Origin of the sequence: Pseudomonas sp. F3-2, from assembly GCF_038804275.1 — a bacterium.
Taxonomy (GTDB): Bacteria; Pseudomonadota; Gammaproteobacteria; order Pseudomonadales; family Pseudomonadaceae; genus Aquipseudomonas.
Genome location: NZ_CP152388.1, coordinates 2,890,621 through 2,904,803, shown reverse-complemented (window position 1 = coordinate 2,904,803; position 14,183 = coordinate 2,890,621). Strand labels below are relative to the sequence as shown.

Sequence of the window (14,183 nt, the reverse complement as noted above, 5' to 3'; positions counted from 1 at the left end):
CCGTGATGACCCGAGCCAACGCACCCTGACAGGCAACCCTTGCACGTGCACCCGGCCTGTCTCAGTCTCGATGAAGCGTCAGGCCTGGGGCACTGCGCTGCCCGGCACGGACGACGCTTGCGTGTGACGTTGCAGCATCGTTCTCGGGATCGACAGGATCAGCCCGGCACTGACGAACAGGCAGGCGCCCAGGACGTACGTTCCGTTGTTGATATTGCCCGTCAGGTTCTCGGCAACCGCCGTGATCATCGAACCGGTGAAGCCGGACAGGTTGCCGATGGCATTGATCATGCCGATGCCCGCTGCCGCCGCGACGCCGGACAACACGGTACCGGGCAGCGTCCAGTAGATGGGCATGAGGCTGAGGACGCCCGACGCCGAAACGCTGAGAAAGACAATCGAAAGCACCACGTTGTTGGCGAAGTACGCACTGAGGATCAGCCCGATGCCACCGATGATGGCGGGGATCGCAGCATGCAACCGACGCTCGCCCGTCCGGTTGGAATGACGTGCGTTGAGGGTCATGGCAATGATGGCGATGCCGTAGGGGATGGCGGTCAGCAGGCCGATGTCCAGTGGGTTGGTGACGCCGGCGCTCTTGATGATCGACGGCATCCAGAACGCCAGGCCGTAAAAGCCGGTGTTGAAGGTCAGCAGGATCAGCACCAGCAGCCACACGCGGCCGTTGAAAAAGACCTCGCGAAGATTCGTTGCCTTGCCTTTGCTGTCGGTCTGGAGATTGGCCTTGAGCAGACTTTTTTCTTCAGGCGACAGCCATTTTGCGGCATCGATGTTGTTGGCCATGAACGCCAGCACCACGAACGCCATGATCACCGAGGGAATGCCTTCGATGATCAGCAGCCACTGCCAGCCGGCCATGCCTTGTACGCCCTGCATCTTGGTCATCAGCCAGCCGGAAACCACGCCGCCGAGTGTCAGACTGATCGGCATTGCCATCAGAAAACCGGACATCACGCGACTCTGGCGACGCGTCGGGAACCAGTAATTGAGGTAAAGGATGACGCCTGGGAAGAACCCTGCCTCACAGATGCCGAGCAAGAAGCGCAGCACGTAGAACATGGTTTCCGATTCGATGTGGAAGAACTTCGCCAGCGGCACCGTGAACGCCACCGCCATGGACACGATAGCCCAGCTGAGCATGATCCGGGCAATCCAGAATCGCGCACCGAAGCGGTGTAACAGCAGGTTGCTGGGCACTTCGAAAATGAAATAGCCCCAGAAGAAAATACTCGCACCCAAGGCGTAGACCGTGTTGCTGAACTGCAGGTCATTGAGCATGTCGAGTTTGGCGAAACCGATGTTCACGCGGTCCAGATAAGCCGCCATGTAGCACAGCAGCAGAACGGGAAGAATGCGCAGGATGACTTTGCGGTAAGTACGGTCTTCAAAGCTGGCTTGGCCCATGCCCGAGGGCTCGGGCAGGCGGTCAGATGCGGTTGCCATGGTGGGAACTCCAGGCACATGAATGTGCCGATTTTGTTGTTATGGGTTCGAAACACCGACGGGATGGTACTGGCAACCGAAAGATGAATAATAATGAGATATTTCCATTGATTGATAACGCACGGTTATCAAGTCAACGTGCTTTCCTTGAGCCGCGCCAGCGAAAACGAGGACAGGTCGAGCTCGGATTTCCCATGCAGGCACCACTGCGCGAACGCCTCTCCCAAAGCCGCGGAATGTTTGAATCCGTGACCCGAACAGGCCGACACCACCAGCGTGTTCGGCAAGGCGGGATGCTCATCGATGATGAAGTGCCGATCCGGGCTGACGGTGTAGGCACAGACGGCCGATTTCACTACCGTCGAAGACACCCCGGCGATGCGACCTTGCACCTGTTCCTCGAACATCTGCTGGCCCTGCTCTGCCGAGACGGTTCTGTCCATGGCCGCCGGCGTCGAGCTGGTTCGGTACTGCGCGGTGGCAATTTTCAGGCTGCCCTCACCCTCGATCGCGGGAAACCCGTAATTGACCCCGTCGTCGCCTTCGCCGTGGGTGAAGATGAACGTTGGCGAGCGCCCCACCAGGCGGGCGTCGTTCAGGGCGAACCAGAACAATCGCTGGGGGTAAACCTTCAGCCATTTGCCGAACGGCTCTCCCAGCAGATCGCCCGTCCAGTTTCCGGCAGTGATCACCAACTTGTCGGCGTGAAGCGTCCGTTTGTCGGTAGTGATGACGACACCATTGTCTTGCGCAGCGATGCCGGTGACCGTTTCACCTCTGAACAGTGTGGCGCCGTTGCCCTGAGCCAGCTTGAGCTGAACGTCGATGCAGCGCTCCGGACGGACGAACCCGCCTTCAGGCTCGAAATACCCCACGGCACTGTCCAGCACATCGGCGAACTGAGGAAAGCGTGCGCGGATCTCGTCAGCGCCCAGTACCTCATGGTCAATGCCGTATCGGACCGCCAGATCGATGGTGCGCAGCGTGAAATCGTTTCTGTCGTCAGGGTTGAAATCCGGGCGGGATGTCAGCACCAGCAACCCGGTCTGCTCGAACAGCGACGCCCCTGACAACGCCTCAAGCTCGCGCCAGATGCGATGAGCATTGCGCACGATGGGCACGTATTGAGCGCCCTCTCCCACCGACAACCGGGTGATGCGCGTATCGCCATGGCTGGAACCCTGATCATGCGGCGGTGAAAACCGGTCTATTCCGGCGACCCTGACGCCCGATCGGGACAATTGGTAAACCGTGGCCGCGCCCATGGCGCCCAGGCCAAGAACGACGCTGTGGAAGTGCTCTGTCACTGCCGGTGCTCCGTGCAAAAACCGTTAGTTGAGCGGCAAAACCGGTTTCGATCAACCTCCGCAAGCAAAAGTGGCGCTGCCAGCGCGGAAACGATATTGGCCGGCAGACGCAGGATTACCGACTGATTCCATCCCGACGCGCTTCTTCAGCGCCGTTCACCTGATGCGGCGACCTTCTCCAGAGCATCAGCAGCGCCGCGCCGGCGAGGCTGGCGATGATCAGCGCCAGACTGGTGATCCCCACACCCAGGCCGAAGAAGTCGATCAGGTAACCGGTCAGTACCGGGATCGCACCGGCCGGCACATAGCCGCCCATGTTGAAGATCGCATTGGCTTCGGCTCTGCGCTGTGCAGGAACGTTCTGCGCGATCAGGGTCAGCCCGCCCAATTGCCCGACACCCTGCCCGGCACCGGCCAGCAACGCTGACACGACCAGCCAGGTGACGGAGTGGGTCTGCAGCGCGATCCATAGCACGCCCATCGATGAGAGAGTCGCGACCCCGCTGAGCGAGAAGACCACGCGACTGCTGAACCGCTTGGCGATCAGCTGCACGACCACCGCCATGAAGAACATCGCGAATGCCATGGAGCCTGTGGCCAGCGGACTGTTCACCCCCATGAACGTGCCGATCAGCTTGGGACCAAGCGACAGGACGAAGGACGTGGAGGTGATGCCGGGACCGAAAAACGCGATCCCCCGCAACACCACACCAAGGTGCTGATTCTGCACCTTGGGCAGGCGCGCCTTGAAAGCTCCGGTGCCCAGCTTGAGGTTCTTCTGATTGAGCAACGCCAGCAGCGCGATGCACAGAATGACGATTTCAATACGGAAGACGGTGTGGATGGCGTCTGCACAATACTGCGCGATCACCCCGGCCAGCAAAGGGCCGCTGCCAGCGCCGGCGACCATCGCCAGGGAGGCGATGAGCGAGGCGAACGGCTTGCGATGGGGCGCAGCGTGCTCGACAACGTTGGCCATCCCGCCCGTGACCACCAGGCCCACCGCAACCCCTGTCAGAAAGCGCGCGAACATCAGGACGCCGATGCTGCCCGCCTGATCGAACAGGCACGCCGCGATGATCGCAAGCACCACGCACGGCAACAGCAGCGCCTTGCGGCCGTAATGATCCGACAACTGCCCCGCCACAGTGAGCGTGAGCAACAAGCCAACGATGTAGCAGGCGAAGATGACTGTCACCACGCCCGACGAAAACCCGAGGGCGTCCTGCCAGGCGCTGTAGAGCGGCGTCGCCGCATTGGACAGCATGAAAATCGCGACCACGATCCATGCCGTACGAAACACGGCCAGCGAGCCGTGCAAGGGTTGGGTACCGCTCATTGCGAAAAGCCTCTCATCACCTGAATGTCAGAATGCTGACTAGGGTAGAGAGCTGCCCGGTGGCGGCCTATTTCCTAAATGTACATATGAGGTGTGAAAAAATTCACAGCCCTCGGGTCTGCGCGACGCCTTCCATGAGGAAATCCAGGACGGCGCGGATTTTCGCTGCGCTGCGCAGATCCTCGTGAAACGCGAGCCAGAGCGGCAGTTCAAGCGGCACGGTGTCGGTGTCGACGTCTGCCTGGGTCAGTCCATATTCCTTGCCGAGAAACTCCGGCAGAAACACGATGCCGGCATGGCCGACGGCTGCCAGTGCCTGTATCCGCAGGTCGTTACTGGTGACGCCAAGCGCCCTGCCGTGCAAGCGCTCGAGCAGCCACTGCTGCTGAGGCGAATCCTCCATGCTGCGGTCATAACCGATGAACTCGAACGCCGCAGGGTCGCGTCGCTCCAGGTATTCCTTGCTGGCGTATGCATGAAAACGCAGCGAGCCCAAACTCTTGGCGACTACGCTCTGCTCTTCCGGTCTGCTGAACATGATGGAAATATCGGTTTCCTTGCGGGCCAGGGATGCGGTGGACTTAGCACCGACCAGGCGCAGCTGCAACCCGGGATGGCGTTCTCGCAACACACCCAGGCGCCGCGCCACCAGCGTCCCGAGATAAGCAGGAGGCGCGGACAAGGTCACTTCACCTTCAATACGCCCCTCCTCACCGTCCGCGAAACGCAACAGGGCGAAAGAGGCCGCCTCCATCTGCGCGGCATATTCCGCGACCCTCATCCCATCCTCGGTGAGTTGGTAGACACGGCCTCGACGATCCACTAGCTTCATGTTCAACGAGGTTTCCAGCGCAGCGATACGCCGCGCCACGGTGGCGTGTTCCACTCCCAGCGAACGCGCCGCGGCCGCGAGGGAGCCTTCGTGAGCGAAGGCGAAGAAAAAACGCAGGCTATCCCAGTCAAACATGGTGATCATCAGGTCAGTAAACGGCAGGGTCTTCAGTGAGCGCGAGGCATAGCTTAACGGGTGCAGCGTCACTCGCCCAACTCGCGCTTGAGTTGTTCGCGATCCAGCGCGCCATCCCAGCGGGCGACGAACAGGGTCGCCACGCCGTTGCCGATGACGTTGATCAAGGCGCCGCCTTCGGAGATGAAGCGATAGACGCCGAGCACCAGCACCAGTCCTGCTGCGGGGATCACGTCGATCGAACCCAGCGTCGCAGCCAGCGTGATGAACGCACCGCCGGTCACGCTGGCTGCGACTTTGGAGGTCAACAGCAGGATCAGAAGCAGCGTGACCTGGTGATAGAGCGAGACATCGATGTCCAGCGCCTGGGCAATGAAGATCGCCAGCACGGTCATGTTGATGCAACTGCCGTCGAGGTTGAAGCAGTAGCCCGATGGCACGACCAGGCCCACCGTGGATTTCTCGCAACCCAGCTTCTCCAGCTTGCTCATCAGACGCGGCAGCGCGGATTCGGACGACGAAGTCCCCAGGACCAGCACCAGTTCTTCGCGGATGTACTTCAAAAACTTCCACAGGCTGAAGCCGGCGAGTCTGGCAACGATGTTCAGCACCACGAAGACGAACACCAGACCTGTGACGTAGTAGCAGACCAGCAGGTTCACGTAGGCGCCCAGTGACTGCACACCGTACTTGCCGACGGTGAACGCCATGCCGCCGAATGCACCCAGCGGCGCCAGGTACATGACGATCTTGAGCATGCGGAAGAACGCTTTGGCGATCAGGTCAATGGTGTTGAGCAACGGCTTGCCGACATCTCCGAGCAATTGCAGGCCAAAGGCGAACAACACGGAAATGAACAGCACCTGCAGGATGTCGCCCTCGGTGAAGGCGCCGAACACCGTCGTCGGCACGATGTGGGTCAGGAATCCCACCACTGACTGATCGTGTGCGGCCTTGGCATACCCGGCGATCGCCGAAGGGTCCAGCGTTGCCGGGTTGATATGCATGCCGGCGCCGGGTTTGAACAGGTTCACGCCGATCAGGCCGATCACCAGTGCAATCGTGGTCAGCACCTCGAAGTACACCAGAGACTTGAAGCCGATCCGTCCGATGCGCTTGAGGTCCTGCATGCCGGCGATGCCGCTGACCACTGTGCAGAAAATGATCGGCGCAATGAGCATCTTGATCAGCTTGATGAACGTGTCGCCCAACGGCTTCATCTGTTCACCGAGCCCCGGGCTGAAATGGCCGAGGATCACACCCAGAATGATCGCCGTAAGCACTTGAACGTACAGGTGGTGATAGAACGGTTTGCGGCGTGGTGCCGCCTCGGTTATTTCATCCACTGTAGAGCTGATTATTTTTGTCATGGCTCTGCCTTCTTGTTGTTTTCATTGAATGGCTGACGGGCTCAACTCACCACATTGATCGGCTTGCTGGCGGCGAATGCGCTGATGTTCGCGGCGAGTACGGTTTTGAGGCGCGCCACGCTGCTTTGGCTGGCCCACGCCACATGCGGCGTGACCAGCAGATTCGGATGATCGCAATGCAGCAGTGGGTGGTCGGCCTGCGGCGGCTCGGCGTACAGCACATCCAGCGCAGCGCCTCCCAGTTGCCCCGATGCCAGGCCTGAAAGAATGGCGTTCTCGTCGACCAACGGGCCGCGGGCGGTATTGATCAGCAGGGCGCCGGGTTTCATGCGGGCGATCTCGGCCGAACCGATCAGATAGCGGGTCTGAGGTGTGAGGGGGCAATGCAGCGTCAAGGCGTCAGAGGTGGCGAGCACGTCCTCGAACGCCGTGTAACCTTCGCGCACCCGGTCGGCCCCACGGTGTTCGGCGAACAGCACGTTGATCTCCAGCGCTCTGGCCAAACGCGCAACACGGCTGCCGATATCGCCCCGGCCGATGATCCCCAACGTAGAACCTTGCAGGTCCTGAATCGGCGCGCCATGCACGCAGAAATGGGAGGACTGGGGCCATTGCGTTGCCGAAGCTTGACGGTACGCCAACAGATGGCGGCGCATCGCGAACAGCGAGCCGATGACCGACTCGGCGACGCTCACCGCGCTGTAGGCCGGGACGTTACACACCGTGACGCCCTGGTCCCGACAGGCTGCGATATCCACGCAGTCGTAGCCGGTAGCGGCCACGCAAATGAGCTTCAGACGTGGCAACTTCTCCAACGCTTCACGGCCGATACGCACTTTGTTGGTGATTGCGACGTCAGCATCGGCCAATACGTCGACGACCTGATCCAACGCTGTTTTCTCGCGGACGGTCCAGCCGGTGGCCTCGGCCGGACGCTCCATCGGGGTTGGCAAGCTCGCGCCATCAAGGAACACGACATTCATCGGGGTTGCCCTCTCATTGTGATTGTGGGTTGAGTGGCTCGGAGATCTCGATCAGGTTCAGATCGGGATCACGCACATAAACCGAACGGATGGGGCCTGTGGCGCCCGTCCTCTGTACCGGGCCTTCGATGATCGGCCACGCCTGCGCCTCAAGATGAGCGACGACCTGGTCAAGCGGCGTGCTGGCGATGAAGCACAGATCCAGCGCGCCGGGCACCGGCAGGTGCGCCTTGGGCTCGAACTCATGCCCTCGCACGTGCACATTGATTTTCTGCTTGCCGAACACGAATGCGACGCGGCCGTTGCCGAAGGTCTCTTCGCGCATGCCCATGACGCGCACGTAAAAGTCCCTGCACGCGTCAGCATCGATTGTGGTCAGCACCAGATGGTCAAGATGATCGATCACTGAGCACGCTCCAGTTCCGGGTTGGCGACCTGCTTGCTCAGCGTGTGCACGTGTTCAGGGATGGGATGCAGATCCAGACGGCGACCGGCCTTGAGGATCTGGCTCGTGGTGTCGTGCCCGATCAAGCCCGGTAACTGCGCAGACGCCGCCAGCACGCGATCCAGGTTCATGCCGGTGTCGTACCCCATCAGGTCGAGCATGTGCACCAGGTCTTCCATGCACACGTTGCCACTGGCGCCCGGTGCGTAAGGGCATCCGCCCAGGCCACCGAGGGAAGCGTCGAAGCGGTCGATGCCTGCCTGCAGGGCGGCCAGGGTATTTGCCAGTGCAATGCCGCGGGTGTTGTGGAAATGCAGGGTCAGTTGCAACTGCGGAAAGCGCTCGCGAACGGCACGGGACAACGACTCGACCTGCGTCGGGTATGCCATGCCGGTGGTGTCGCACAGGGTGATGCCGCGCACGCCGAGTTCGGCAAAACGCTCCACCCAACCCAGCACGTCGCTGTCGGGGACGTCGCCCTGCATCGGGCAGCCGAACACGGTCGACAACGACACGTTGACCGCCACCGGACCGTTGCCGATCACCCCGACGACATCCTTGAGCTGAGCGAATGATTGCTCTCGGGTCATGCGCAGGTTCGAACGGTTGTGCGGCTCGCTGACGGACATCACCAGGTTGGCCTCGTCGATGCCGCAGCCCAGCGCACGTTCAGCCCCACGGACGTTAGGCACCAGAACGGTGTATTCGACCCCTGGCTGACGCGTGATGCCGGCCATGACAGCCTCGGCGTCGCGCAACGCCGGGATCGCCTTGGGTGAGGTGAACGAAGTCACTTCGATCTTGGCGTAACCGCACTGGCTCAGCGCGTTGATCAGAGCGATCTTCTGCTCGGTTTCGATGAAGGTCTTTTCGTTCTGGAAGCCGTCACGGGTTGCGACTTCCTGCATGAACAAGCGTTTCATTCAGGCTACTCCGTTATCAGATCAGGCCGCGGCTGCGCCACGACTCGCGGATGCTCGCGTCGATGCCGAGCCCTTGAAGGATTGAATCGGTGTGCTGGCCTAGCGTCGGCGCGCGGGACTGAACCCGGCCGGGCGTGGTCAGGAGCTTGGGCACAATGCCGGGAAGCGTGACGGCCGTACCGTCGTCGAGGGTGCCGGGAAGCAGCATGTCGCGCGCCTGGTAATGCGGGTCCGCAGCAATGTCCGCGGCGTCGTAGATCTTCCCGGAGGGAATGTTGGCGGCCTTCAATGCGGCCAGTACCTCGTCGAGCGAGCGCTCGGCCGTCCAGGTAGAAATCGCCGCGTCGATTCTTGCGACGTGACGAACCCGGCCATCGTTCTGCGCAAGCTCGGGATCGTCGGCCAGATCCATGCGGTCGATCTGTTCCATGAGCCGGCGATAAATGCTGTCGCCGTTGCCTGCGATCAGTGCGTACTTTCCATCTCGGCAACGGTAGGCATTGGTGGGTGCGATGCCCGGAAGGCTGCTGCCCGCAGGTTCGCGGACCGTGCCGAAGACCGAATACTCCGGAATCAGGCTTTCCATCATGTTGAAAACCGACTCATAAAGCGCGACGTCGACCTGCTGCCCCGCGCCACCGTTCTGTTCTTTATGACGCAGGGCAAGCAGCACGCCAATCACACCGTGCAGTGCGGAAAGTGAATCGCCGATGGAGACGCCGACCCTGACCGGCGTGCGGCCAGGCTCACCGGACAGATGCCGCAGCCCGCCCATGGCTTCGCCGATCACACCAAAGCCCGGCAGGTCTCGATAAGGGCCGGACTGGCCGTAGCCGGACACTCGGAGCATGACCAGTCCAGGGTTGATCGCCGACAGTTCCTCCCAACCCAGCCCCCATTTTTCAAGGGTGCCGGGACGAAAATTCTCAATCAGAATGTCGGCATCTTTGATCAGCCGCTTGACCACGTCATGGGCCTCAGCCTGACGAAGATCGAGGGTCACGGATTGTTTGTTTCGAGATTGGGCAGCCCACCAGACGGAGGTTCCGTCGTGAAGCAGGCGCCATTTGCGCAAGGGATCACCGGTGACAGGCGGTTCGATCTTGATCACTTCGGCGCCGAATTCGGCAAGCATTTTGGCGGCGAACGGCCCAGCGATCAGCTGACCCATTTCAACCACCTTGATACCTTCCAGCGGTAGGCTCATGACGTTTTCCGTTCTTGTTGGAGGCGATGCGTGGATAGTCCCTCCAAAACGAACGGATGAGAATTTCAAAGTTTTCCACCACTCTTTCCTGAATGGAAACAGTAGGAAGAAGACATGCTTAACCTGCTTCAGCTGGATCTGATTTCACTGCGCCTGCTGGTGCTCACGGCCGACAGTGAAAACCTGACCAAGGCTGCCGAGTCCGCGCACATGACCGTGTCCGCCGCAAGCAAGCGCCTGGCCGAAATGGAGCGCGTGACCGACTGCACGTTATTCGTCCGGCTGGCCCGTGGTCTGCAGCTGACACCGGCCGGCAGAGGCCTGGCCGAACACGCCCGGCATATCCTCGAAGGCGCTCAACGCATGGCCCATGACGCCAGTGATTACGCGAGCGGCGTGCGGGGTCACGTGAGGCTGTTCGCCAACACCTCGGCGATCATCCAGTTTCTGCCCGACGATCTCGCGACTTTCCTGACCGCAAACCCTCACGTGCGCATCGGCCTCGAAGAAGCCCTCAGCGACATGACCATCCAGGCTGTGGAAGACGGCCGTGCGGACATCGGAATTTTTGCCGACAACGTCCCCGCACCCCGGCTGCAAAAACGGCCGTTCAGACGCGACAGGCTGGTGGTGCTGGCACCCCAGGATCACCCGCTGGCATTGCGCGAAACCGTGACGCTGGCCGATACGCTCGACTTCGACTACGTCGCGTTGAACCAGGGCAGCTCACTGCTGCGAAGGATCAGCGACGCGGCCGCCGGTACCGGGAAGATCCTGAAAGTGCGCATCCAGGTCAGCAGCTTCGACGGCATCTGCAGGATGATCAACGCCGGACTTGGCATCGGCATCCTGCCGCTGGGGTCGGTGCACCCTGAATTGCTGGTGAGCAAATTACGCGCGATCCCCATCGAAGGCGACTGGGCGACGCGTACCTTGTTCGTCGGGGTTGCCGACCCGCAGCGGCTGTCACCGGAAGCCGCCAACCTGTTCAGTTATCTGAGCCAACTTGAGTGAGCGCAGGGCAAGCGACCACGTATCGGGCAACATGAGTACGTAGTAATACGGGCATACGGCGTTTTAGATGATGGTTATAATGATTGGACCGTTTGTGCCACTCATCCAATAACAATGCCGGTGCCAGAACATGACGCTGTCCATCCGTAGCAAGGTCATCTTGCTGTGCGTTGCCCCTGCTCTCCTACTCGCCTTTATGATCACCGCCCTTGCGGTCACGTTGCTTCAAGCCACGGCAGACGAACAAGCAAGAGACACCCGCGCGACCCTTATCGCGACGCGTAAAACCGCACTGGAACATGCCGTCCAGGTGGCACAAAGCGCGATCGCGCCGATCTACGCCACTTCCGCACCGGGCGACCTTGGCGCGCGTGACAAGGCCATCGCCATTCTCAAGCAACTGCATTACTCAACGGACGGGTATTACTTCGGCTACGACACTGACAGTGTGCGGGTGTTCTGGGCCGACAAGGACTTGAAGATCGGAGAAAGCTTCAAGGATTTCCGCGACCCGGACGGGGTGTTCGTGATCAATGAGTTAGTCCGCGTTGCCCGGGATGGCTCGCATTTTCAGACATATCGTTTTGCACTGCCCAACAGCGACAAGGTCGTCCCCAAGCTCGGCTACGCGATGTACCTGGACAAATGGAAACTGATGATCGGAACGGCGGCCAATCTTGACGACATAGAGGCGCAGGTCGCTCAGATCACAGATGAACTTCGACAACGCCGGTCCGAGTTGGTCATGCAGATACTCGCGCTGAGCATTGCCGCCTCGATCGTGCTCGCGCTGATCGCGGCGTGGCAGGTCAAGCGTCTGTTTCGGCCGCTGCTGCAACTCAGGCTGCAGCTGGAAAGTATTGCCTCCGGCGACGGTGACCTGACCCGCCGCCTGCCCGCCGTCAGCCATGATGAACTGGGTCAGCTTGCCCACTCGTTCAACCGATTTGTCGCCAAGATTCAGGGTCTGGTGGGCAACGTTGCCGCCATGGGCCAACGCTTGACCGCACTGGTCGCTCATGTAACGGATCAGGCGCAACGCTCGGAGCAGGCGATGGCGTTGCAACGGCAGGAGACCGACCAGGTCGCTGCTGCCATCAACCAGATGTCCGCCGCCGCGTCGCAGGTCGCGCAACATGCTCGGCAAGCCGCACACGCGGCCAATCAGGCACAGCACGAGGGCGCCTGCGCAGGGGAAATCGTCAATGCCAGCGTGGACAGCGTGAACGTGCTGGTAGACAACCTGCAGACCAGCGGCGTGTCGTTGACCCGGTTACAGTCAGAGGTCGGCGCAATCGCTGGCGTCCTCGCTGTCATCCGATCGATAGCCGATCAGACCAATCTGCTGGCGCTCAACGCTGCGATCGAAGCGGCGCGCGCCGGAGAAGCCGGCCGTGGGTTTGCCGTCGTCGCCGATGAAGTCCGGGCGCTCGCCAGCCGAACGCAGGAAAGCACGAAAGAAATCCACGGCATGATCGGGCGGCTCGAGGACGGCACGGTGAACACTGTCAGCGCAATGACTCAGTCAAGCGAAACAGGCAGCCAGACCCGTGAACGCGCGTTGCGCGCGATGACCTCACTGGAGGCAATCGCTGGCCTTATCTCGACCATCAACTCGATGAACGCCCAGATCGCTGGCGCGGCCAGCGAACAGACCGCCGTCTCCGAAGAAATCAATCGCAGCGTTCAACACATCGCAACGTCCATCGAGTCGGTGGCCCGCGACACCCGGCAAGGCGCCGACACGGCGCGCGAGCTGTCTTCGCTCAGTGCTGAACTGGGCGCTGCGATCAGGCAATTCAGGATTTGAAGGAGCGACGGTCGCACGCAGCCGCGGCTCAGCATTTGCGCGTAGCGGTTTTCGATACAAACAACAACACGGACGAGTCGAATCATGAAAGTAAACATTCAGGTCCCGCCGCTCACGGCCCACATTTCAACCACCACGCCAGCGGCGTCGACATCAGCCGCTCCGACTGCCGAAGACCAGGATGCCGGCACGATCCGCACCGCAAGGGGCATTGAGGTGAGCCTGTCTCCCGAAGCCCGGAAAAAGGCCGAAGACGACAAGCATCGCAATGCCGACATTGATGCCTCCGCCCTGCCGGACGGAATCAAGGACTCGCTGAAAGCCATTCGGGAAATCGAGCAGAAGCTCGCCGACAAGGTTCAGGAATTGGCCCAACTGGCCAGTGACAAGGGCATGGGCGCTGACAAAAAAGAGGCCCGCGGCAAGCAGCTGCAAATCGAGATCAGCGCCTTGCGCGGGGCGCTCTCCAGTGCGGAATCAGCACTCAACAACGCGATGAGCGCGCAGAACCTGTCAGCGGATGATCGCAAACTGGCGCACGCGCTCATCGGTAAGGCATGACCCTACGTAACCGCGCCAACTGCCGGGAGGTGGCTGGCGCGCCCCGTCAGAGTCACGCCTCAGGCATTTTTGAGTTTAGGCATGTACCGAGCCAGTTCGGCCGGGTCGGTTGTCGGCGGGTCCAGTCGGGGGTTGATGGTTGACCCGCCGATGTACCGCTCGAAGACTTTCCAGCCGTCTTCCGTCCGACGCAGCCGATCCATCATCGGCGAATACAACCAGATGGCGGGCAGACCCTCAGGGCTTTTGATGGCTTGGCCATCGCCCAGCGCGGCCGCCGACTCCGGCGATGCGTAGCGCACCAACAGATTCTGATAACGCACCACCACGCCGTCCTCGTCGGCGTCGACGATGTGGTTGGTGGCGTGTCGGCTGACGCCCGGAATCAGGTAGGGATAGTCGCGCTCGAAAAACTGGCGCATCTCACCGCGACCGTTGAGGGTGCCATGAAAGTGGTAGGCGACTGCATCGGGTAAAAAAGCATTGAGCATCGACTCCACGTCCCAGGTTTCGAACCACCAGTTAAGCCGGTTCACAAAGTCGATCGCGCTGATGCGATCAGCCGGATCGACGTTGCCCTGGGATGGGATATCAGGAAATGGCTTCACGGTTAACTCCTCGATTTCATGGGGGATATTTTGATGTGCAATTACACAATATGACTCAAAAGCAGGCGCCAATCCGTGAGGTCGGCGCCTGCAATATTTGATGACACCTATCATATGTGTATATGCACAGGTGTCAACCGTGAGTGGGAAGTTGAGTGTCAAATGAAGCGCGACGGCCTGCTGGC

The 14,183-nt window shown here is 60.8% G+C and carries 13 protein-coding genes; 3 read left to right on the top strand and 10 right to left on the bottom strand.

All coding sequences use genetic code 11. The annotated features are described in order from the left end of the window. Positions 1-78 precede the first annotated feature (78 nt). From AAGQ88_RS13260 to AAGQ88_RS13220, 9 genes are all read right to left on the bottom strand, one after another. Entirely contained in the window at positions 79-1,464 is a 1,386-nt protein-coding gene (locus AAGQ88_RS13260) for an MFS transporter (RefSeq protein ID WP_342655646.1), read from the bottom strand. A 128-nt stretch (positions 1,465-1,592) separates the two neighbouring features. Beyond that, positions 1,593-2,729, bottom strand: coding sequence for an N-methyl-L-tryptophan oxidase (gene solA / locus AAGQ88_RS13255; protein WP_342655802.1), 1,137 nt, complete (start codon positions 2,727-2,729; stop codon positions 1,593-1,595). Between the two features lie 157 nt (positions 2,730-2,886). Continuing rightward, positions 2,887-4,110 (bottom strand): MFS transporter, encoded by a 1,224-nt coding sequence (locus tag AAGQ88_RS13250; RefSeq protein WP_342655645.1) that lies wholly within the window; start codon positions 4,108-4,110, stop codon positions 2,887-2,889. 103 nt (positions 4,111-4,213) lie between these two features. Then, positions 4,214-5,077 (bottom strand): LysR family transcriptional regulator, encoded by an 864-nt coding sequence (locus AAGQ88_RS13245; protein WP_342655644.1) that lies wholly within the window; start codon positions 5,075-5,077, stop codon positions 4,214-4,216. Between the two features lie 68 nt (positions 5,078-5,145). Continuing rightward, a complete protein-coding gene (locus tag AAGQ88_RS13240; protein WP_342655643.1) occupies positions 5,146-6,447 on the bottom strand; it encodes a dicarboxylate/amino acid:cation symporter in 1,302 nt (433 codons plus the stop codon). Between the two features lie 41 nt (positions 6,448-6,488). Then, positions 6,489-7,430 carry a D-2-hydroxyacid dehydrogenase gene (locus AAGQ88_RS13235; protein WP_342655642.1) on the bottom strand — a complete coding sequence of 314 codons (942 nt, stop codon included), beginning with the start codon at positions 7,428-7,430 and terminating at the stop codon, positions 6,489-6,491. A gap of 13 nt (positions 7,431-7,443) precedes the next feature. Further along, on the bottom strand, positions 7,444-7,836 hold the full coding sequence (locus tag AAGQ88_RS13230) for a VOC family protein (RefSeq protein WP_342655641.1): 393 nt from the start codon (positions 7,834-7,836) through the stop codon (positions 7,444-7,446). After that, on the bottom strand, positions 7,833-8,798 hold the full coding sequence (locus AAGQ88_RS13225; RefSeq protein ID WP_342655640.1) for a hydroxymethylglutaryl-CoA lyase: 966 nt from the start codon (positions 8,796-8,798) through the stop codon (positions 7,833-7,835). The genes AAGQ88_RS13230 and AAGQ88_RS13225 overlap by 4 nt, the downstream gene beginning before the upstream one ends. 16 nt (positions 8,799-8,814) lie before the next feature. Further along, positions 8,815-10,005 (bottom strand): CoA transferase, encoded by a 1,191-nt coding sequence (locus tag AAGQ88_RS13220; protein ID WP_342655801.1) that lies wholly within the window; start codon positions 10,003-10,005, stop codon positions 8,815-8,817. Between the two features lie 114 nt (positions 10,006-10,119). Here AAGQ88_RS13220 and AAGQ88_RS13215 point away from each other — a divergent pair, with 114 nt between their 5' ends. The 3 genes from AAGQ88_RS13215 (at position 10,120) to AAGQ88_RS13205 (ending at position 13,390) form a co-directional block, all read left to right on the top strand. Then, positions 10,120-11,019 carry a LysR family transcriptional regulator gene (locus AAGQ88_RS13215; RefSeq protein WP_342655639.1) on the top strand — a complete coding sequence of 300 codons (900 nt, stop codon included), beginning with the start codon at positions 10,120-10,122 and terminating at the stop codon, positions 11,017-11,019. Positions 11,020-11,149: 130 nt separating this feature from the next. Continuing rightward, entirely contained in the window at positions 11,150-12,829 is a 1,680-nt protein-coding gene (locus AAGQ88_RS13210; protein WP_342655638.1) for a methyl-accepting chemotaxis protein, read from the top strand. An 84-nt stretch (positions 12,830-12,913) separates the two neighbouring features. Next, a complete protein-coding gene (locus AAGQ88_RS13205) occupies positions 12,914-13,390 on the top strand; it encodes a hypothetical protein (RefSeq protein ID WP_342655637.1) in 477 nt (158 codons plus the stop codon). 59 nt (positions 13,391-13,449) lie between these two features. On the opposite strand, the gene AAGQ88_RS13200 is transcribed toward AAGQ88_RS13205, so the two are convergent. Next, positions 13,450-13,998, bottom strand: a complete 549-nt coding sequence (locus AAGQ88_RS13200; RefSeq protein ID WP_342655636.1) for a nuclear transport factor 2 family protein — start codon at positions 13,996-13,998, stop codon at positions 13,450-13,452. Positions 13,999-14,183: the final 185 nt, after the last annotated feature.